General features: G+C 72.0%; 19 protein-coding genes. 9 read left to right on the top strand and 10 right to left on the bottom strand.

Features of this window, described 5'->3' with window-relative positions; translation table 11 throughout:
• Positions 1 to 172 precede the first annotated feature (172 nt).
• The 3 genes from murD to ACFQ2D_RS08080 are packed head-to-tail and all read right to left on the bottom strand — an operon-like array spanning position 173 to position 5,527.
• Positions 173 to 1,594 (bottom strand): UDP-N-acetylmuramoyl-L-alanine--D-glutamate ligase, encoded by a 1,422-nt coding sequence (murD, locus tag ACFQ2D_RS08090; RefSeq protein WP_386795580.1) that lies wholly within the window; start codon positions 1,592 to 1,594, stop codon positions 173 to 175.
• Positions 1,575 to 2,936 carry a UDP-N-acetyl-alpha-D-muramoyl-L-alanyl-L-glutamate epimerase gene (gene murL, locus ACFQ2D_RS08085; RefSeq protein WP_280943327.1) on the bottom strand — a complete coding sequence of 454 codons (1,362 nt, stop codon included), beginning with the start codon at positions 2,934 to 2,936 and terminating at the stop codon, positions 1,575 to 1,577. The genes murD and murL overlap by 20 nt, the downstream gene beginning before the upstream one ends.
• Complete coding sequence (locus ACFQ2D_RS08080; protein ID WP_280943326.1) at positions 2,933 to 5,527, bottom strand: bifunctional aspartate kinase/diaminopimelate decarboxylase; 2,595 nt, start codon at positions 5,525 to 5,527, stop codon at positions 2,933 to 2,935. Before ACFQ2D_RS08080 ends, murL begins: the two co-directional genes overlap by 4 nt.
• Positions 5,528 to 5,613: 86 nt before the next feature.
• Here ACFQ2D_RS08080 and ACFQ2D_RS08075 point away from each other — a divergent pair, with 86 nt between their 5' ends.
• Positions 5,614 to 6,498 carry a PhzF family phenazine biosynthesis protein gene (locus ACFQ2D_RS08075; RefSeq protein ID WP_280943325.1) on the top strand — a complete coding sequence of 295 codons (885 nt, stop codon included), beginning with the start codon at positions 5,614 to 5,616 and terminating at the stop codon, positions 6,496 to 6,498.
• Here the strand turns inward: ACFQ2D_RS08075 and ACFQ2D_RS08070 are convergent.
• The 4 genes from ACFQ2D_RS08070 to ACFQ2D_RS08055 all read right to left on the bottom strand — a co-directional run bounded on the left by ACFQ2D_RS08070 (position 6,404) and on the right by ACFQ2D_RS08055 (position 10,196).
• Positions 6,404 to 8,200, bottom strand: coding sequence for an amidohydrolase (locus ACFQ2D_RS08070; protein ID WP_280943324.1), 1,797 nt, complete (start codon positions 8,198 to 8,200; stop codon positions 6,404 to 6,406). The two genes, ACFQ2D_RS08075 and ACFQ2D_RS08070, sit on opposite strands and share 95 nt — an antisense overlap.
• 72 nt (positions 8,201 to 8,272) lie before the next feature.
• Entirely contained in the window at positions 8,273 to 8,989 is a 717-nt protein-coding gene (locus tag ACFQ2D_RS08065; protein ID WP_280943323.1) for a glycine zipper 2TM domain-containing protein, read from the bottom strand.
• Between the two features lie 93 nt (positions 8,990 to 9,082).
• Positions 9,083 to 9,769, bottom strand: a complete 687-nt coding sequence (locus ACFQ2D_RS08060; RefSeq protein ID WP_280943322.1) for an alpha/beta fold hydrolase — start codon at positions 9,767 to 9,769, stop codon at positions 9,083 to 9,085.
• Complete coding sequence (locus ACFQ2D_RS08055) at positions 9,762 to 10,196, bottom strand: OsmC family protein (RefSeq protein ID WP_280943321.1); 435 nt, start codon at positions 10,194 to 10,196, stop codon at positions 9,762 to 9,764. Before ACFQ2D_RS08055 ends, ACFQ2D_RS08060 begins: the two co-directional genes overlap by 8 nt.
• Positions 10,197 to 10,510: 314 nt before the next feature.
• On the opposite strand from ACFQ2D_RS08055, the gene fusA reads away from it, so the two are divergent.
• The 6 genes from fusA to ACFQ2D_RS08025 all read left to right on the top strand — a co-directional run bounded on the left by fusA (position 10,511) and on the right by ACFQ2D_RS08025 (position 15,520).
• Positions 10,511 to 12,574 carry an elongation factor G gene (gene fusA / locus ACFQ2D_RS08050; RefSeq protein ID WP_280943320.1) on the top strand — a complete coding sequence of 688 codons (2,064 nt, stop codon included), beginning with the start codon at positions 10,511 to 10,513 and terminating at the stop codon, positions 12,572 to 12,574.
• An 11-nt stretch (positions 12,575 to 12,585) separates the two neighbouring features.
• Positions 12,586 to 13,005 (top strand): DUF2784 domain-containing protein, encoded by a 420-nt coding sequence (locus ACFQ2D_RS08045; RefSeq protein WP_280943319.1) that lies wholly within the window; start codon positions 12,586 to 12,588, stop codon positions 13,003 to 13,005.
• Between the two features lie 133 nt (positions 13,006 to 13,138).
• Positions 13,139 to 13,522 (top strand): HU family DNA-binding protein, encoded by a 384-nt coding sequence (locus ACFQ2D_RS08040; protein WP_280943318.1) that lies wholly within the window; start codon positions 13,139 to 13,141, stop codon positions 13,520 to 13,522.
• Between the two features lie 101 nt (positions 13,523 to 13,623).
• Positions 13,624 to 14,277, top strand: a complete 654-nt coding sequence (locus ACFQ2D_RS08035; RefSeq protein WP_280943317.1) for a tellurite resistance TerB family protein — start codon at positions 13,624 to 13,626, stop codon at positions 14,275 to 14,277.
• A 50-nt stretch (positions 14,278 to 14,327) separates the two neighbouring features.
• The gene (locus ACFQ2D_RS08030) at positions 14,328 to 14,759 is read left to right on the top strand and encodes a hypothetical protein (protein ID WP_280943316.1); all 432 of its coding nucleotides are present in this window, start codon (positions 14,328 to 14,330) and stop codon (positions 14,757 to 14,759) included.
• 59 nt (positions 14,760 to 14,818) lie between these two features.
• Complete coding sequence (locus tag ACFQ2D_RS08025; protein ID WP_280943315.1) at positions 14,819 to 15,520, top strand: hypothetical protein; 702 nt, start codon at positions 14,819 to 14,821, stop codon at positions 15,518 to 15,520.
• Positions 15,521 to 15,533: 13 nt separating this feature from the next.
• Here the strand turns inward: ACFQ2D_RS08025 and ACFQ2D_RS08020 are convergent, their stop codons facing one another.
• Positions 15,534 to 17,780: a DUF5916 domain-containing protein gene (locus tag ACFQ2D_RS08020; protein ID WP_280943314.1), complete on the bottom strand. Its 2,247-nt coding sequence runs from the start codon at positions 17,778 to 17,780 to the stop codon at positions 15,534 to 15,536.
• A gap of 111 nt (positions 17,781 to 17,891) precedes the next feature.
• Positions 17,892 to 18,368 (bottom strand): SET domain-containing protein, encoded by a 477-nt coding sequence (locus ACFQ2D_RS08015; protein ID WP_280943313.1) that lies wholly within the window; start codon positions 18,366 to 18,368, stop codon positions 17,892 to 17,894.
• A 184-nt stretch (positions 18,369 to 18,552) separates the two neighbouring features.
• Between ACFQ2D_RS08015 and ACFQ2D_RS08010 the strand changes: the two genes are divergently transcribed.
• Positions 18,553 to 19,065, top strand: coding sequence for a cytochrome C (locus tag ACFQ2D_RS08010; protein WP_280943312.1), 513 nt, complete (start codon positions 18,553 to 18,555; stop codon positions 19,063 to 19,065).
• Positions 19,066 to 19,080: 15 nt separating this feature from the next.
• Here ACFQ2D_RS08010 and ACFQ2D_RS08005 read toward each other — a convergent pair whose 3' ends face one another.
• Positions 19,081 to 19,260, bottom strand: coding sequence for a hypothetical protein (locus tag ACFQ2D_RS08005; RefSeq protein ID WP_280943311.1), 180 nt, complete (start codon positions 19,258 to 19,260; stop codon positions 19,081 to 19,083).
• Between the two features lie 186 nt (positions 19,261 to 19,446).
• Here ACFQ2D_RS08005 and ACFQ2D_RS08000 point away from each other — a divergent pair, with 186 nt between their 5' ends.
• Complete coding sequence (locus ACFQ2D_RS08000) at positions 19,447 to 19,914, top strand: SUF system Fe-S cluster assembly regulator (RefSeq protein WP_280943310.1); 468 nt, start codon at positions 19,447 to 19,449, stop codon at positions 19,912 to 19,914.
• Positions 19,915 to 19,924: the final 10 nt, after the last annotated feature.

The raw sequence follows: 19,924 nt of genomic DNA, 5'->3' as shown, positions 1-19,924 counted from the left end.
CCCCCGCAGGCAGGGGAGAGTCCGCCGCAGTCGGTCGCGGTCTCGGCCCCGAAGTTTGTCCGATTGCCCGTCTCCGCTCGCGGATGGAGCCGGCCCGGACGTCGGCCCCCTCCCCCGCCTGCGGGGGAGGGTTGGGGTGGGGGCCAACCGCAGCCGCGCCGCCGGCCCGCCGTCAGGCGATCCCGATCCCAGGAATCGCGGTGATCGCCTCCGGATCGAACCCCGCCAGCCGCGCGAAGTTGCGGCCCCGTTCGGCGTAGTCGCGATAGGCCCCAAAGCTAGGTGCGCCCGGCGACAGCAGGACCACGCCTTCACCTCCCAGTGCTTCGCGGGCCTGCTCCATCGCCCCGGCCAGGTCGCCCGCCGCGACAAGGGCGAACCCCGCCTCCGCCGCCACGGGCGCGAGCAGGCTGTGGATCCGCGGCCCGTTCTGCCCCATCGTCACCACCGCCACCGGCGCATGCGCGCGCATCGCCTCGGCGAAGGGCGTCCAGTCCAGCCCGCGGTCGTGCCCACCGACCAGGATCGCCACGCGCCGGTCGCGGTAGACCTCCAGCGCGGCCAGGCTGGCGTGCGGCGTGGTGCTGATCGAGTCGTTGACGTAGTCGATGCCATCGCGCGCGCCCAGCGGCTGCAGGCGATGCGGCAGCGGTCGGAAACCGGCCGCATGCGGCGCCAGCGCCGCCGCATCCAGCCCCATCGCCTCGATCGCCGCCATCACGCCGCAGAGGTTGCCGCGGTTGTGGCGGCCCGGCAGCGGCAACGCGCGCGTATCGAACACGTCCTCGTTGCCGCGCCACAGCGCGTCGCCGCGCAGGTGCCAACCGTCCTCCCGCCCGAACCAGCGCACGTCGCTGTCCGGCAGCCGCAACGACGCCAGCCGTGGGTCGGCTGCATTGAGCACCGCGATGCGGGGACGGGCATCGGTCAGCAGCGACAGCTTGTCCTCGACGTAGCGCGCCTCGCCGCCGTGCCAGTCGAGGTGCTCTGGAAAGATGTTGGTCACCAGCGCCAAGCCGGGCCGGGTGCCGCTGCGCGCCACATCGCGGGTCTGGTAGCTCGACAGCTCCACTACCCAGTAATCCGCCTGGCCATCGACCAGGTCCAGCAGCGGCTGGCCGATGTTGCCGGTCAGCGCGGTGCGATGCCCGCCGGCGCGCAGCAGGTGCGCCAGCAGCGCCGACGTGGTGCTCTTGCCCTTGGTCCCGGTCACGCAGAGGGTACGCGCGTCGGCGCGCTCCGCGAACCACAGCGTGGTGCCGCCGATGAAGCGCGTGCCCCGCTCCGCGGCGGCCAGGGCTTCCGGCCGATAGGGACTGATGCCCGGCGACTTGATGACCACGTCGAAGGCCGACAGTCGCTCCGCGCTCGCGTCGGTCTCCACCACCAGCGCCTCGTCGCCGAGCGCACGGGCTTCTTCCGCTTCGGTGGCGCTGCAGAACAGGGTCAGCCGTGGCGGAAAGGCGTCGCCTCCGACGGCCGTACCGCCGCGCGCGCGCAGCGCGTGCCAGGCGGCGCGCCCTTCCCGGCCCCAGCCCCACAGCGCGACCTTCCGGCCGCGCAGCGAGGCGATGTCAGTCGGCGAATCGCGCACGCAGGCGCTCCCACCGCGGCGCCGGGATGCCGTGTTCCTCGTCCGGCACCAGCAGCGCGTCGACCCCCTTCTCGCCCGCCTCGAGCTGCGGCGCGATCTCGCGCGCGAATCGCGCCACCACCGCGTCCTCGCGCCACTCCGGCCGCGCCGCCAGCGTCGCCATCGCCGCGCGCGACTCGCGGCCCTCGCCTACGCACTCGAACGGCTTGTGGTCGCGGTATTCGAGCAGCGCGTCGAAGCCCGGCACCTGGGTGGCGTCATCGAGCAGGTTGCGGCCGAAGATGCCGACCAGGCGCGGCTTGGGCATGAACGGCGCCAGCGCCAGGAACACGAAGTGGCACTTCGGGCACACCCCGCACCAGCGGTTGACCGGGCGCTCGCCCAGCAGGTGGAAGTTGCGGTTGCAGCTGGAAAAGTGCGCGTCGTACTGGTCGATGCGCGCGAACTGGCGCGCCACCGCCAGCTCGCTGAGCGGACGCAGCAGCGAGTAGTAGCGCAGGTCCGCGGCCACGTGGCTGCGCAGGTGCGCGGCGAAGGCGCGCTCGAACGCCCAGCCCTTGGACCACTGGTGGTTCACCTCGCCGGTGCCCTCGATCAGGCTGCCGTAGCTGGCCGAGCGTTCGTTGGAGAACACCACCTGGTCGACGCCGCCGACGACGGCGGCGAACGCCATGATCGCCGAGTTCACGGCGGTCACCGGGATGTGCCCGTTCCAGGCGCCCGCGCGGTTGTAGTCGAACAATTCCGCCGCCAGCTGGCGCCCGATGTTGAGGGTCGGCAGACCGGTGCGCTCGGCGCAGGCGCGGATCAGCTGCGAACCCCCGATCCACGTGACCGTCTGGGCGACGTCCAGCGCACGCAGCGCCTCGATGCTGACCAGCGAATCCTTGCCGCCGCCGATCGCCACCAGCGCATGCGGCTGCAGCCCGGCTTCCGGCGCTGGCGCAGCGGCGGCCGCCTGCGCCGGAAAGCGCACGCGGCCGCGCAGGTCCAGGCCATTGCGGTAGGCGAACTCGCCCAGGCCGTGCAGGTAGAGCTCGTCCATCAGCGCGGCGGTGGCCGCGTCGATGGCATAGCCGTCGATCCGGATCTCGCCCGGCACCGCGGCCTTGTAGTAGCTCACGCCCGCGACCAGGTGCAGCAAGCGCAGGGCCTGGGTCGCGGCGGCCTCGCGCGCCGCGTCGAGCGCGAACGGCGCGCCGGGCAGGGTCACCGTCTCGACCAGCTCCGGCCCGTCGTCGAAGCCGTACACCAGCTGCGCGACGCCGCTGCCGGCATCGAAGCCGCAGCGCACGAAACGGAAGGCGCGGATCGCATCGCGGTCGAACACCCACTGGCTCATTCGATGATGTCCTCCGCCGGCAGGGCGCGCAGGTTGTAGGTACTGGCCATGGTGTAGCCATAGGCGCCGGCGTCGGAGACCAGCATCAGGTCGCCCGCCTCCGTCGCGGCCGGCAGCTTCACCCGGTGGCCGAACACGTCGCTGGATTCGCAGATCGGGCCGACCACGTCGAAGTCGGCGATGTCCTGCGCGTCCAGCCGCGACAGGTTCACGATGTCGTGCCAGGCGTCGTACAGCGCCGGGCGGATCAGCGCGTTCATGCCCGCGTCCATGCCGACGCGGTGCACGCCATCCTTCTCCACCACCTGGCTGCAGCGCGCCAGCAGCACGCCGGACTCGGCGACCATGAAGCGGCCCGGCTCGATCGCCAGCTGGAAGCCGGGGTGGAGCGCCTTGACCTCGGCCAGGCCCGCGGCCCAGTCGTCCAGGTCGAAGGGTTCGTCGTCGGCCGCATAGGGAATCGGCAGGCCGCCGCCGATGTCCAGCACCTCGACCGTGCCGATGCGCCGGGCGAAACCGGCCATCTCATCGACCATCTGGCGCCAGTGCTCGCGCGTCTCCACCCCGCTGCCCAGGTGCGCGTGCAGGCCGGTGACGCGCACGTCCAGGCGCCGCGCGAGCTCGATGAACTCCTCGACCCGGCCGGCCGCCAGGCCGAACTTGGACGCCTTGCCGCCGGTGGTGACCTTTTCGTGGTGGCCGTCGCCGTGCCCCAGGTCGATGCGCAGCCACAGGCTGCGCCCACGGAACACCTCCGGCCAGCGCTGCAGCAGTTCGCAGTTGTCCACGGTGACGTTGACGCCACGCTCGAACGCCTCGCGGTATTCGTCGATCGGCGCGAAGCTCGGCGTGAACAGCACGCGCGCCGGGTCGAATCCGGGCACCGACGCGAGCACGTGCCGCACCTCGCCGACCGACACGCACTCCAGGCCGAATCCCTCGGCAGCGACCGCGCGCAGGATCGCCGGGTGCGAGTTGGCCTTGATCGCGTAGTAGCGGCGGTCGATCGCGCCGACCGCCAGCAGCTGGCGCGCGCGTTCGCGCACCGTCGGCAGGTGGTAGACGTAGCGCGGCGTCCCGGCCTCGGCCAGCGCCAGCAGGCGCTCGCGAGCGCCGCGCCACCACGGCACCGGGCGCGGCCGCGTGGTGCCGAGGATGTCCTTCCAGCGCGGCCCGAACACCGCGGTCTCGTACACCGGCATCGCCCCCGAGTCGATCAGTTCGGCGTGCAGCACCGGCAGCAGGCCGTCGGCATCGGCCTCGTCGATCACGAAGGTCAGGTTGAGGTCGTTGGACGACTGCGAAATCATGTGCACGCGCTCGCGGCCGAACGTGGCCCACACATCGGAGAGCTTGTGCAGCAGCGAGCGCATGCCCAGGCCCACCAGGGTGATCGCGGCGCAGGGCGCGATCACCTTCACCCGGCAGATCTGCGCGAGGTCCTCGGACAGGCGCGCCAGCACGTCGGTGCTGACCAGGTTCTCGCTGGGGTCGAGCGAGACGGTGACGTTGGTCTCGGCCGAGCCGATCAGGTCGACCGACAGCCCGTGGCGGCGGAAACGCTCGAAGATGTCGGCCAGGAAGCCGACCGACTGCCACATGCCCACCGTTTCCATCGACACCAGCACGATGCCGTTGCGGCGGCTGATCGCCTTGACGCCCGGCACGGGCGCGGCGCTGCCATCGATGCGCGTGCCCGGCAGCCCGGGGCGTTCGGTGTCGAGGATCGACATCGGCACGCCGCTCACCCGGCACGGACCCAGCGACCGTGGATGCAGCACCTTGGCACCGGTGGTCGCGATTTCCTGCGCCTCGGCGTAGTCCAGGCGCGTGAGCAGGCGCGCGTCGGGCACTTCGCGCGGGTTGGCGGTGAACATGCCCGGCACGTCGGTCCAGATCTCGACGCCGCGCGCGCGCAGCAGGCCGCCGAACAGCGCGGCGGAGGTGTCCGAGCCGCCGCGCCCCAGCACCGCGGTGCCGCCGTCGCCGTGCCGGGCGATGAAACCCTGGGTGATCAGCAGCCGGGTCGGCTGCGCGGAAAAGCGCGTGCGCCAGTCGTCGTCGGCCTCGCGCCGGCACGAGACCGACAGCCGCCTGCCCCAGTCGCTCTGGTTGGGCAGCTCGATCGCATCGAGCCAGTCGCGCGCATCCGCCCAGCCGATGTCCAGCCCCTGCGCGTGCAGGTACGCCGCGCCCAGGGTCGAGGACAGCAGCTCGCCCTGGGCCAGTACTTCCGCCTGCCAGTCGAGCGCGCGCGTGCCCGCGCGCGGATCGGTCGCCAGCGCGCACAGCCCGTCCAGGCTCGCGCCGAGCACCGCGTCGGGATCGAGCTCGAGCTCGCGCACGAAGGCGCGGTGGCGTTCGACCAGCGCGTCGACGCGCGTCGACGCATCGGCGGCGCCGTCGGCGATCGCGGTCAGTTCGTTGGTTACACCCGAAAGCGCCGACACCACGACCAGCACGCGGCCCCCGCATTCGTCCGCACGTTTGCGCGCCAGCCGGCCGATCGTGTCCCAGCGATGGCGTTGCGACACCGAAGTGCCGCCGAACTTGAGCACGACCCAGGGCGTGCCGGTCGAAGGAGAGGGCATGGGGGCGAATGGATTCCGGTATAACGGGCGGCCCGTCCGCGCGCGCGGACGGAAGCGCGATTCTACCTACACAGGCCATCCCCCACATGCCCCCACGCCGCTACCTGCAGCTCGACGTGTTCGCCGACCGGCCCGGCGCCGGCAATCCGCTCGGCGTCGTGCTCGATGCCGAGGGGCTGGACGACGCGACCATGCAGGCCATCGCCCGCTGGACGCGCCTGCCCGAGACGACCTTCGTCTTTCCCGCGCCGGGCCCGCAGGCCAGCTACGGCATCCGCATCTTCAGCCCGCGCCGCGAGGTGCCCTTCGCCGGGCATCCCAGCGTCGGCACGGCCCACGCGGTGCTGCAGGCGGGCCTGGCGACGCCGCGCGACGGCCTGCTGGTGCAGGCCGGCATTGCCGGCGAGCTGCCGCTGCGCGTGGATGGCGCCGGCAGCGCGCGTACGATCGCGGTGCGTACGCCACGCGCACGCATTGTCGAAGTGGCCGATGCCGCGCATCCACAGTTGCGGGACGCGCTGGCGGGGCTGGCGACCGGAGCGCTGCCGCCGGCCCTGGTCGACGGCGGCCGCCGCTGGTGGCTGGCCGAACTGGCCAGCGAAGCCGAGCTGCGTGCCGCCACGCCCGACTGGGCGGCGGTCGAACGCCTCGCCCACGCCACCGACAGCATGGGCCTGTGCGTGTTCGCGCGCGGCGGCGGGCTGGACTACGCGCTGGCCGTGCGCGCCTGGGTCGGCCAGACGGCCTGCTTCGAGGACGCGGCGTCGGGCGCGGCCAACGCCACGCTGGCCGCCTGGCTGGCCGCGCGCGACGCGCTCCCCGGCCGCGACGGACGCTACCGCGTCAGCCAGGGCCGCGAAGTCGGTTTCGACGCGATCATCGAACTGCAGGTGGACGAAGCCGGCGACGTCTGGTCCGGCGGCCGCGTGCAGACCGTGCTCGAGGGCACGATCGACTGGCCGTCGGCCTGACCGGAACGCGGCGCGTCGACGCGCGCCGCGAGATGCACTCGACCTCGTAGACCGGCGCGCCGTCGACCCAGGTCGAACGCACCTCCAGCCCGACGAGCTCCGCCGGCGCCACCGACAGCGGATCCTTCGCGAGCACGACGAAATCGGCCTGCAGCCCGGGCGCGAGGCGACCAGTCAGCGCTTCGTCGTGGTTGGCCCAGGCCGCGTCCGCGCTGAAGCCGCGCAGCGCCTCGGCGACGGTCAGCCGTTGCGCCGGCAGCCAGCCGCCGGGAGGCTGCCCTTCGCGATCCTGGCGCGTCACCGCCGCGTACAGCCCCAGGCGCGGATCGGGCGATTCGACCGGGAAGTCCGAGCCCAGCGCCAGCCGCACGCCGGCCCCGGCGAAGCTGCGCCAGGCATAGGCGCCGGCGATGCGCTGCCCGCCCACCCGGGCCTGCGCCCAGGGCATGTCGGAGGTGGCGTGGGTGGGTTGCATCGAGGCCACGATGCCGAGCGTCGCGAAACGCGAGATGTCCGCCGGATTGATGATCTGCGCGTGCTCGATGCGCCAGCGGTGGTCCGGGTCCGCGCCCTCCAGCGCACGCGCATAGGCGTCGAGAACCAGGCGGTTGCCGCGGTCGCCGATCGCGTGCGTGGCGACCTGCAGGCCGCAGCTGCGGGCGCGCTCGAGCAACGCACCGAAGCGCGCCGGCTCGATCAGCACCAGCCCGCGGTTGCCCGGATCGTCGCTGTAGTCCTGCGCCAGTGCCGCGCCGCGGCTGCCCAGCGCGCCATCGATCAGGAACTTCACCCCGCGCATCTGCAGGCGCCGGCCCGGATGCGTGTACGCACCGTGGTCGCAGAGCCAGTCCAGCGCGCGGTCGTCGCCATTGGCGTAGGCGCTGATCCGCAACGGCAACCGGCCTGCGTCGGCGAAACGGCGCAGCTGTTCGAAGTCCGCCAGCGACGTGCCCATGTCGTGCACGCCGGTCAGCCCATGGCGCACCGCCTCGGCCAGCGCCAGCGACAGCGCGCGGTCGGCGTCGTCCTGGTCCATCTCCGGCGCCACCGCGGCGACCAGGCGTTCGGCGTCGTCCACGAACACGCCGGTGGGTTTGCCGGCCGCGTCGCGCACGATCAGGCCGCCCGGCGGCTGGCCCTGCGCGAGCAGCTTCGCGGCAGCAGGATCGGCCGCGATCGCGCGCAGCACCGCCGAGTTCACCCAGCCCGCGTGGCCATCGACCCGCCCCAGCCACACCGGCCGCTCGGGGAACGCCGTGTCCAGGTCGGCGACGGTGGGAAACTCCTGCTCCGGCCAGTCGTTCTGGTCCCAGCCGCGGCCGACCAGCCATTCGCCTGCGGGGAGATCGCGCTCGAATGCACGCAGGCGCTCGAGGATCTCCTGCTTGCTGCGGGTGCCGACCAGGTCGACGCGGGTCAGCGCCAGGCCGAGACCGACGATATGGCCATGGGCGTCGATCAGGCCGGGCACGACGGTCGCATCGCCGACGTCGAGCCGGCGCGCATCCGGGAAACGCGCGCCGAGTTCGGCGGCATCGCCAACGGCCAGGATTCGCCCGTCGTCGTCCCAGACCAGCGCTTCCGCCAGCGGACGTTCGGGATCGGAGGTATGGATCTTCGCCGCCTGCAGCAGCGTCTCGTTACCCGCCGCCGATGAGCAGGCGGCAGCGCAGAGCAGAGCCAGGAAAGACTTGCGGAACATGGGCGACATCCCTTCGGGCGGTGCGCCGATGCTACAGCCTCGCCGCGGCGCGCACCGGGCGCGCCGCCGGGGTCACTCGGGGCGTACGTCGACCCGCACGCGGATGCGGTCGCCCGGGTGGTAGCTGGTGCGCGTGGTGTACTGGCGCCCGGCGTACTCGTAGGTCACGTCGTAGCGGTCGACCGCGCGCTCGTAACCGTCGCGGCCATCGGCGTCGTAGCGGTCGTAGCCGCCGTCGCGATAGGGATCGGGTTCGCAGACGGTGACGTAGGCATCGCGCTGGCGGCGGTTGGCGTCGTAGATGCCGCGACCGGCCGCGCCGCCCACCATCGACCCGACCGCGGTACCGATGTAGCGTCCGCTGCCGCCGCCGACCTGGCTGCCCAGCACCGCGCCGGCGATCCCGCCGATCACGGTCGCCACCAGGCGCCCGTTCTCGTCGCGACGCGACTGGCCGTAGGGGTCGCCATAGCCGTCGTAGCGGCGGTCGCCGTACCCGTCGCGATAGGGATCGCTGCTCACGTATCCGTCGCGGCGGGTCTGGCAACGGCGCCCGTCGTTGACCGGGCGGCTGCGGCCGTCGAACACCGGATCCACGCGCACCACCCGCGCCCAGTCGTATCCGTCCTGCGCGTACGCGTCGCGCGCTGCATCGCGATAGCGGTCCTGGTCCTGCCAGTCGCCCGGCGAACGGTGGCTGTAGTCGCCATAGGGGCGGTCGTAGGTCTGCGCCGCGGCGGCGCCCGGCAGCAGCAGCGCAATGGCCAGCGCGATCCCGATGGGCTTCATGGCAGTCTCCCGCGCCGGACGGTGGCGCAGGCGCAGATGCTGGGCGCGTGGCGCTAACGCGGGCCTGAACCCGCTTGCGCCGGGGGCCGGCGTTTACCCGGCCGACAGCCAGGCCAGCGCCTGCGCGGCGCAGCCGGCGGCGCCGCGCCCCAGCAGCGGGCCGACGTGGCTCACCGCCTGCGCCTGCAGCAGCGACCCGCCCCAGTCGCGGGCCAGCGCCGCGGTCAGCGCGGGTGGCACATCGTCGTCGACCATCGAGGCGATGCACAGCAGGCGGCATTCCGGCCGTTCCAGCTCGATGCCCGCATAGGCCTCGCGCATCGCCAGCCCGCTCTCGTCGCGCCAGTTGCGGAAGGCGAACAGCGCCGTCGCTTCGTCCGCGTCGGGCAACGCCCGGCGGGTGCCGGTGAGCCGCGCGTCGCGTTGCCACGGCACGACATCCGGCCAGTCGCGGCCGGGCAGCTGCGCATGCCATGGCGCGGGCGGCAGTGGATTGACCATCACCAGGGCATCGGCCGCGTCGGCGCAGGCGGCCGCGAGCAGGCCGCCGAGGCTGGCGCCGACCACGGCGCGAGGACGCGGCAGGCGCTCGAGCCCCGCGCGAACCTGGGCGAGGTAGTCGTCGAATCCGGTCAGCGCCAGGCCACCCGGCGCCGGCTGCAGGTCCGGCGTTTCCACGCGCAGCTGCGGCGTTTCGAACACGCCGCGCCAGACGGCCCATTCCCAGCCGCCACCGCCGCCGCCGTGGACCATCAGCACCGACCGGATCGTTTCACCCAAGCAGTTCCGCCTCCAGCGTCACCGGCACCGCGCTGAGCGCACGCGAGACCGGACAGTTCTGCTTGGCATCCTCGGCGATCTCGCGGAACTTCGCCGCGTCCAGGCCGGGGACCCGCGCCTTCATCTTCAGCCGGATCGCGCTCAGCGACGGCCCGCCTTCCATCGACAGGTCGACCTCGGCGCTGCCGTCCAGCGATTCGGGCGGATGCCCGGCTTCGCTCAGCTTGGCCGACAGGGCCATGGTGAAGCAGCCGGCATGCGCGGCGGCGATCAGCTCCTCCGGATTGGTGCCCTTCTCGTCGCCGAAGCGGCTGTTGAATCCGTAGCGCGTGCCGTCAAGCAGGCCGCTGGCCGGGGTCGTCAGCGTGCCGCGGCCGCTCTTGAGGTCGCCTTCCCAGTGGGCGCTGGCCTTGCGCGAAATACCCATCGTGTCGCTCCGTGTCGGGGAAAGCGGCCAGCGTACGGAGCGCCGCGTTACTTCCGCGTATGGCGCTGGTCCGCGCAGCGGCGCGTCTGCTGCGTCGCAACGCGCCCGCCGCCGCGCGACGCGCTAAGGTGTCCGCCCGCCATGACCGCCCCTCGAGCGAACGCTCGAACGGCAGCGTTCCTCCCGCGGACAGCCATGACGGCGCCATGCGGACCACCGCAGGGGCCCGGCCATGCGCGCCGGCCTTCCCGCGTCGTCGTCCGCCCATCCGGCGCCGGACACCGGCGCGAGCCCACCAGGGAGGACACGGCACCATGCCCCACTCGACACAGCAGATCCGCAACGTGGCCCTCGCGGGCCACCCCGGCGCCGGCAAGACCACCCTGTTCGAAGCCCTGCTGCATGCCGGCGGCGCGATCCAGACGGCAGGCACGGTCGAACGCGGGACCACGGTCTCCGACTTCGACCCCATCGAGAAGCAGCGCGGCCACTCCATCGACGCCGCCATCGCCAGCTTCGACGCCCGGACCGGCGACGGCCGGTCCCTCCACCTCAACCTGATCGACCTGCCGGGCTATCCGGACTTCCGCGGCCCGGCCCTGGCCGCGCTGGCGGTCGTGGACACCGCCCTGGTGGTGGTCGATGCGGCCGGCGGGGTCGAGTACGGCACCCGGCGGCTGATGGCGCGCGCCAGCGAGCGCGGCCTGTGCCGGGCGATCTTGGTCAACCGCATCGATGCCGAAGGCGCCGATCCCGGCCGCGTGCTGGAACTGCTGCGCGAAGCCTTCGGCCCGGAAGTGCTGCCGCTCAACCTGCCCGCCGACGACGGCAGCCGCGTGCTCGACTGCTTCGGCAGCGACCAGGGCGAGAGCGACCTGGGTCCGGTCGCGGACTGGCACCGGCGCATCCTCGACCAGGTGGTGGAGATCAACGAGACGGTGATGGACCACTACCTGGAACTGGGCGAAGACGGCCTGTCGGGCAGCGAACTGCACGAGGCCTTCGAGCAGTGCCTGCGCGAGGGACACCTGGTGCCGGTCTGCTTCGCCTCGGCGCGCAGCGGCGTCGGCATCGATGCGCTGCTGGACATCGCTGCCCGCCTGTTCCCGCATCCCGGCGAGGCCAATCCCCCGCCCTTCATGAAGGGCGAGGGCAGCGCCGCGCAAGCTTTCGCGACCGCACCGGACCCGGACGCGCACGTGGTCGCCGACGTGTTCCGCATCGTCCACGACCCCTTCGTCGGCAAGCTGGGCGTGTTCCGCGTCTACCAGGGCACGCTGCGCAAGGACAGCCAGCTGTTCGTCGACGACGGGCGCAAGCCGTTCAAGGTCGGCCACCTGTACCGGCTGCGCGGGCGCGAGCACGTGGAGATCGACCAGGCGGCGCCCGGCGACATCGCCGCGATCGCCAAGGTCGAGGACCTGCACCTGGATGCGGTGCTGCACGACAGCCACGACGAAGACCACATCCACCTGGCGCCGGTCGCCTTCCCGAAGCCGATGTTCGGGCTGGCGGTCAGCGCCGGCAGCCGCGGCCAGGAGCAGAAGCTGGCGACCGCGCTGCACCGGCTGGCCGAGGAGGATCCCTGCTTCCAGGTCGAGCACGAGGACGAAACCAACGAAACGGTGATCCGTGGCCTGTCCGACCTGCACCTGCGGGTCAACCTGGAACGCCTGCGCGACCGGTTCGGCGTAGAGGTCGACACGCGCCCGCCGCGCATCGCCTATCGCGAAACCATCTCCACCGGCGCCGAAGGACACCACCGGCACAAGAAGCAGACCGGCGGCGCCGGCCAGTTCGGGGAGGTGTCGCTGCGGGTGGAGCCGCTGCCGCGCGGGGCGGGTTTCGAGTTCGTCGACGAGGTCAAGGGCGGGGTGATCCCGGGCCAGTTCCTGCCGGCGGTCGAGAAGGGCGTGCGCCAGGTGCTGCGCTCGGGCGCGAGCTCGGGCCATCCCATGCAGGACCTGCGCGTGGTGGTGCACGACGGCAAGCACCATCCGGTCGACAGCAAGGAAGTCGCCTTCGTCGCCGCCGGGCGCAAGGCCTTCCTCGATGCGATCGGCAAGGCCGCGCCGCTGGTGCTCGAGCCGATCGTCGACCTGGCGGTGCACGCGCCGGAACAGGCGATGGGCGACATCAGCGGCAGCCTCGCCGGCAAGCGCGCGCGCATCAACGGCACCGACGCCACCGGCAACGGCGAGATCGCGATCACCGCCCAGGTGCCGCTGTCCGAGCTGGAAGGTTATGCCGCGGAGCTGAAGTCGATCACCGCCGGGCGCGGCCGCTACAGCCTGGATTTCAGCCACTACGAGGCGGTTCCGCCGCAGGTCCAGCAGGCGCTGGTGGCGGCGTATTCGCCCCGCCACGACGACGATTGAGCGCGCGTTCGATGGCCCCCGCCGTTGCCGCCGCGCTGGCCGACGCGATCCTCGTCCTGCACGTGGGCGTGGTCGCGTTCGTGGTGCTGGGCGCGCTGGCGGTCCTGGCCGGCGGCCCGCTCGGCTGGCGCGTGGTCCGCCGACGCGGACTGCGCGCCACCCACCTCGGGCTGGTGCTGGCGATCGCACTGCAGGCCTGGCTGGGGCGTCTGTGCCCGCTCACGACCTGGGAGCAGGCGTTGCGAATCCGAGCCGGGCAGCACACTTACGGCGGTTCCTTCGTGCAGCACTGGCTGTCGCGGCTGATCTTCTTCGAGGCGCCCTGGTGGGCATTCGTCCTGGGTTACAGCGCGTTCGCCGCGCTCGTGCTCGGCGCCTGGTGGCGCTGGCCACCCTTCCGGCGGCGGTCGCGGACCGGACCGGCGCACTGACGCACAACTGCCCGCGGACGCTTTTTTTTCGCGGTTTCCTATTGGCGAGGCCTTGCGGATGCCCTACATTGCGCCTGCCGGCACGTTCGGCCAGATCAGAACGCAGACCACACAGACGAGGGAACACACACCCATGGCAAAGAAGAAGGCCCCGACCAAGAAGGCGGCTGCTCCGAAGAAGGCTGCCAAGCCTGCTGCCCCCAAGCCGATCAAGGAAGCCCTGAGCAAGTCGGGCCTGGTCGCGCACATCGCCGACGCCACCAGCGTCGCGGCGAAGGACATCCGTGCGGTGCTGGGCGCGCTCGAAGGCGCGATCCACGCTTCGCTCAACAAGAAGGGCGCGGGCAGCTTCACCCTGCCGGGCGTGGCCAAGTTCAGCGCGGTCAACGTGCCGGCCAAGCCGAAGCGCAAGGGCATCAACCCGTTCACCAAGGAAGAGCAGTGGTTCGCCGCCAAGCCCGCCTCGGTGAAGGTCAAGGTGCGTCCGCTGAAGAAGCTCAAGGACGCCGCGGCCTGATCGCCGGCGAACTCGAAGCGACATCCGGAACGGGACGGCAATTGCCGTCCCGTTTCCTTTTGGGGGGTTAGGATGCGCGCATCCCCCACTGGACGACACCCATGAGCCTCAACGGATTCCTCGACCACCTGCTCAAGTCCGCGGCGCCGACCACGCTGTCGGACAAGGACGGCCGCGGCGGCCTCGGCGGCATGCTGGGATCGGATTTCGGCAAGGGCGCGATGACCGGCGGCGCGCTGGGCCTGCTGCTGGGACGCAACAAGACCAGCCGCAAGCTCGCCACCTACGGCGGCCTGGCCGCGCTCGGCATGATGGCCTACCGCGCCTATGGCGACTACCGCGCGCAGCAGGGCGCGCCGGTGCAGCCGCAGACGGTCGATCGGCTGCCGCCGCCGCAGGCCAACCTGCATGCCGAGGCGATCCTGCGCGCCCTGGTCGCCGCGGCCAAGGCCGACGGCCACATCGACGCGCGCGAGCGCGAGGTGATCGAAGGCGAATTCGCACGGATGGCGCCGGGCGCGGACGTGCAACAGTGGATGAAGGCCGAGCTGGACAAGCCGCTCGACCCGGCCGAGGTGGCGCGCGCGGGGTCCACGCCCGAGATCGCCTCGGAGATGTACCTGGCCAGCCTGGTCGCGGCCGACGACCAGAACTTCATGGAACGCGCGTACCTGGACGAACTCGCGCGCCAGCTGGGGCTGGACGAGGCGCTGAAGCAGCGCCTCGAGCAGGAGTACCGCAGCGCGGCGGCGTGAAGCGGCGCGCTGCGGCGGGTAGGATTCGGCATCGCCATGGGGCATCGATGATGGACAAGCGGTTCTGGATCTGCGGCACCGTGGTCTCGTTCGCGGCGCTGCTGCTGTCGTTCCTGGTCCACGGCCTGCTGCTGGCGCCGGACTACGCGGCGCTGGTGCACGAGTATCGCGACGCGCGCGACGGCGCGCGGCAGCTGCCGTGGGTGCTGCTGGCGCACGCCCTGCTCGGCTTCGCGATGACCTGGATCTTCAGCGTCGGCTTCGCGCACGATCGCCGGCCGCTCCGGCAGGGCCTGCGTTTCGGCGTGGCGATGGCGCTGGTCGCGGCCGTGCCGGCCTGCCTGCTGGCCTACGCCGCACAGCCGCTGCCGGCCGGCTTCATCGTCCGCCAGGCGGCGCTCGGCAGCGCCAGCATGGTCCTGCTGGGCCTGCTGCTGGCCTGGCTGCAGCCGCGCCGCCGCGCATTCACCGCGCCGCACTGACGCTGCGCATGCAGGCGCGCGCGGCACACTGTCGCGCCCTTTCCGCACCGGGGTCCTCGATGCCACGCCGCTTCGCCACTTCCATCGCCGGGACGCTCTGCCTGGCCTCGTTCATCGCCCTGACCGGCTGCGGCGACTCCGAGCCCGTCGTGGCGGAACAGGACAGCACCCACGCGCCACTTCCCGGACCGCAGCAGGCCGGCGGAGCCGTGACCGACATGCCCGCGGCGCCGGGACCGGGGGAAGTTCCGCTGGCCGGATCGGCGCCTCCTCCGCCGCCACCCGAACATCCCCCGGTGGACGGCGTCGCGGGCCTGCCGCCGCTCGAGGACAATCCCGAGGCCGGCCTGCTGGCCACGCCGCCGCCCGCAGGCGCGCCGGATCCCCAGGCCGCGCCCGCCGCGACGGTCGAGGATCCGCGGGACGTGCTGCGCCGCTACTACGCCGCGATCAACGCGCGCGATTTCGCCACCGCGCAGGCCGCATGGATCGAAGGCGCCGGCGCGGCCGCGACGCTCGCGCAGGACTTCGCCAGCGCCACGTCGGTGGAGCTGACCGTGGGCGAACCACGGCCGGCCGAGGGCGCCGCGGGATCGGTCTACGTCGAGGTGCCGGTGACCGTGACCACGATGCGCGCCGACGGCAGCCGCCAGCACCAGGCCGGGCGCTACACCCTGCGCCGCTCGCAGGTGGACGGCGCGAGCGCGGCGCAGCGCAACTGGCGCATCGCCGCCATCGACCTGCGCGACGCCGTGGGCTAGCTGCCGGCGCTCCTCACAGCTCGAACCGGTAGCTGAGCTTGACCAGCAGCTGCTCGTCGTCGCGCAGGCCGAAGCTGTCGCCGAGCGCGCCGCCCAGGCCATCGGCGATGTCACGGCGCTCGAAGCCGCCGCGGCCATACACCACGTACAGGTAGGACAGCGGCGCCAGTTCGTAGCGGTAGCGCACCTGGAAGGCCAGGTTGCGCACGCTGAAGTCGGCGATGGCGTCGTCCACGGCGACGGCGTGCCCGGCCGGATCGAAGCGCCAGCCCTGGCGCAGGCGCGCGTCGATCGCGATCGCCTCCAGCTTCACGCGCAGCTCCTGGCGCGCATCGATCGCCCAGTCCAGGCCCGCGATCAGCTTGGCCTCCTTGCCGGAGAACGCGCCCACCAGGTCGCCACGGTCCGGGCCTTGCCAGATCAGCCAGTCCGGGCGGGTGGTCAGCACGCCGCCGAGGTCGAGGCTGAAGGCGTCGCTGACGAAATAGGTGACGCCGTACCAGCTGGCGCTGCCGAGCCTGTCGTTTCCGTCCAGGCCGCCGGTGAACACTTCCAGCTCCACGCCATGCGACCAGCGTCCCTTGCGCGGGCGCCGGTACTCGTAATAGGCGTTGAAGTTGGCCGGCAGGCGCACGTTGCCGCGTCCGCGCAGCAGGGTGTCGTTGACGCCGGCGCTGTTGAGGTTCACCTGCGCGTACTCGCTGCTGCCGTCGCGCAGCTGGCCGTCGCGGCTGATGCGCAGCTGGTCGTTGAGCAGGTCGCCGTGGTTGTTGCGGTTGGTGCTCACGCGCCAGCGCCAGTCGGTGGAGGCGTAGCGCGACGTGTCCGGCAGGTCGGTGGTGCGGTGCGAGGCCTGCCAGTGCAGGTAGTTCACGCTGTTGCGCGCCAGGTAGCCGGCATCGTTGATCTCGAGGTCGTTGCCGAAATGCATGGCGATCCACTGCTGGCGCCAGCCGCGGTCCATCTCGTAGTCCGCCCACACGCTGGCGCCGATGTCGCTCGTGCGTCCGCCGGCGTCGTCGATGCGGCTGCCGAACACGCGGCTGCGCAGGTTCCAGCGCGGCGTCGGCCGCCAGTTGTGGTCGACGCCCAGCACCGTCGCCTCGCGGCCGAGGAACGGCCTGTCGACGCGCGTCAGCATCAGGCCCAAGTCCTGCATCTCGAAATCGCGCACCAGGCGCAGCGCATGGAAGCTGCGCCCCGCTTCGCCCGCCTCGTCGGCGGAAAACAGCCCGTACTTCAGCCCGCCGACGCTGCCGTTGAGCTTGATCGCGGCGGCGATGTCGCTGGCGCCGCGGCCGTCGTCGGCCGGCCCGCCGACGCGGCGCGTGTACAGCAGCTGGCTGAAGTCCGACGGCGTGGTGTATTCGAAGATGCCCTGGTTCTCGGTGAAGAACGGGCGCTTGTCGCTGACGAAGGTCTCGGTGGCGCTGAAGTTCACCACCAGGTCGTCGCTCTCGACCTGGCCGAAATCCGGATTGACCGTGGCCGAGAGCTGGAAGCGGCCGTTCGGCTTCCAGAACAGGTCGGCGCCGGCGTTGCCGTGGCCCGCGTCGCCGACGTTGTCGTACAGCGCAGAGACGTAGGGCGTGACCGCCAGCAGCGACTGGTCGTACGCCGGCACCGTGACCGGCGCGAACTCGGACAGGAAGCGCGGGCGCTCGAAGCTGGCGACGGGCCAGGCCATGCGCTCGCCGGTCGATCCGACCACGCGCGCGAGGAAGATCCGCAGCTCGCGCTCGCCCCCGCCCGCGTCGGGCATCGGTGCGGTGTGCCAGGGGATCAGCAGCTCAACGCTCCAGCCCGTGTCGTCCTCCGACACGGCATGGCGCCAGAGACCGTCCCAGTCGTTGTTGAACTGGTTCTGGTTGGTGATGATCTCGTCGGCCACGCCGCCGCTGGAGGCGACGGTGAAGGCATAGCCGGTGCGGCCGCCGCCCTCGAAATCGACGAAGACGTTGACCCGGTCGACCTGCTCGTCGAAATCGCGGCGCACCTTCTGGCGCGTGCGCGGCACGCCCGGCGGCTGGGTATTGCGGAAGGCGACGGCCAGGCCCTCGGGGGTGGCCAGGATCCAGGCTTCGGTGCGCAGTGAACCGGGTTCGCCGGTCAGCGGCTGGACCTTGCGGAAATCGGCGACCTGGCGCGCGCCGGCCCATTCGTCCGGCTCGATGCGGCCGTCGATCTCGACCGCCGCCGCCGGCGCGCCGAACGCGGCCAGCACCAGGAGCCACCACCGCCAATCCCTGCGCCGCGCCATGCCACCCCCGCCCTTCTCCGTGGCGCACAGGCTAGGAATGCGCGCCGCCGCCGGCGCGTCCCATCGGTCATGGCAACCTTTTCGCTGCCGGCCGCATCCCGGCCCGGCGGATCAGCGCTTGCGCTTGGGCTGCAGCATCGTCCCGGTGCACTTCTTCGAGCCGCAGCGGCAGCCCCACAGCTTCTTCAGCTTCGGGGTGTGCGGCTCGTCCAGGGTGATGCCGTAGTTGTAGGTGAGTTCCTCGCCCGGCTTGATGTCGCGGATCGCGTGGATGAACACCTTGTCCTTCTCGCGCCGGTCTTTGGGATCCTCTTCCACCTCCGACTCGCAGTTCGGATCGCAGCTGTGGTTGATCCAGCGCGCGACGTTGCCGCGCTTGTTGGCATCGATCACGTACTCGTCGTTGAGCGTGAACAGGAAGGTGTGGCCGTCCTCGTCCTCCTCCCCATATTCCTCGTCCACCTCGGCATGGGTCCGCAGCGTGCCCTGGTAACGGATGATGCGCTCCCCCTTCCTGATCAGCTCGGTGGCGAATACGCCGTTGCCATGGATCGGGGAGAGGCGGGCTTCGATCTTCTTGTTGGGCATCTCGGGGACAGGGTCGTGGAGCGGTGGGACCGGCATTGTGGCACGAGCGGCACGGTGCACCCGTGCGCCCGCTCCGCCGCGGGTGCCGGAAGTCACCATGACCGATGGGCCGGCACGCGCCTGGCGCGTCCTGTCGGCGCGCCGCGCGTCGTTGGAATGCGCACATCCACAGCCCTGCCCGCCCATGCGCCCGTTTCCGATCCTGCTGCTTGCCCTGACCACCGCCATCGCCGCCAGCGGCTGCCAGGACAGCGCCGCCGCCCCCGCCGCTCCCGGGACGCCCGCCGCGGCGGTCGATCCCCTCGTCGCCGAAGGCGAATACCTGGTGCGCATCGGCGGCTGCAACGACTGCCACACCGCCGGCTACGTCGAGCGCGCCGGGGAGATGCCCCAGGCCGAATGGCTGACCGGTTCGCCGCTGGGCTACTCCGGCCCCTGGGGCACCACCTACCCCACCAACCTGCGGCTGAGCCTCGGCGCGCTCGGCGAGTCCGAGTGGCTCACCTACAGCGCCAACCTGCACACCCGCCCGCCGATGCCCGATTTCATGCTGCGGCAGATGCGCGAGCAGGACCGGCGCGCGATCTACCGCTTCATCCGCTCGCTCGGCCCTGCCGGCGAGCCCGCGACCGCCGCGCTGCCGCCCGGCCAGACGCCGCCGCCGCCCTACTTCGGACTCGTCCTGCCGGAGGGCTGAGCGCCAGCCGTCGGTTCACCACGGCCAGAGGCCGGTCCAGCGCGAAGCCAAGGCCAAGGCGAACGCGCTCCAGGCGGCGCCCTTGAGCCCGCGGGCCGCCCGCCACAGCAGGAACACCGCGCCAACCACCAGTGCCGCCCTGAACAGGCGGCCATCGTGCGCCGCCGTGGCGGCATGGCCCTGGATCGTCTGCATGTTTCCGTCTCCTTCGCGTCCCCGGCGGACAGCGCCAGCTTCGCGCAGGCAGGCCGGGCGCGGCAGTCGCGGCTGTCAGCGCCGGATCCTGACAGCCGTCACTCCTGAACATCCAGCAGTCCGGGGTTTGAGCCGGGCCGCGCCAAAGCGTACAATTTTGGTCCCCATTTCAGGGCCAGGACCGGAATGCTGCGCGTCACCAAGCTCACCGACTACGCCACCGTGGTGCTGACCGTGCTCGCCGCGCGGCCGGCCGACGTGCTGAGCGCGAGCGAGCTGGCCGAGCGCGCAGGCCTGGAGGTGCCCACGGTGAGCAAGCTGCTCAAGCCGCTGGCCCAGGCCGGCCTGGTCGAGGGCTTCCGCGGCGCCCGCGGCGGCTACCGGCTGGCGCGTCCGGCCTCGGCGATCAGCCTGGTCGAGATCGTCGAGGCGATGGAAGGCCCGTTGGCGATGACCGAGTGCAGCCTCGACCACGGCGAGTGCGGCATTTCCGGCCACTGCGGCGTGCGCGGCAACTGGCGCCGGATCAACGACGTGGTCCACGCCGCGCTGCGCGACGTCAGCCTGGCCCAGATGCTCGGCGACGGCCCGGTGCCCGCCCCCTCCCCCCAACCTTCCGGCCGGCGCATCGACGCGCGCCTGGCCAACGCATAACCGTACAGGC

It is taken from the genome of Luteimonas composti (genome assembly GCF_042678665.1).
In the GTDB taxonomy this organism is placed as follows: Bacteria; Pseudomonadota; Gammaproteobacteria; order Xanthomonadales; family Xanthomonadaceae; genus Luteimonas; species Luteimonas composti.
The sequence above is the reverse complement of the archived record's forward strand: the minus strand, read 5'-3'. Positions and strand labels throughout refer to the sequence as shown.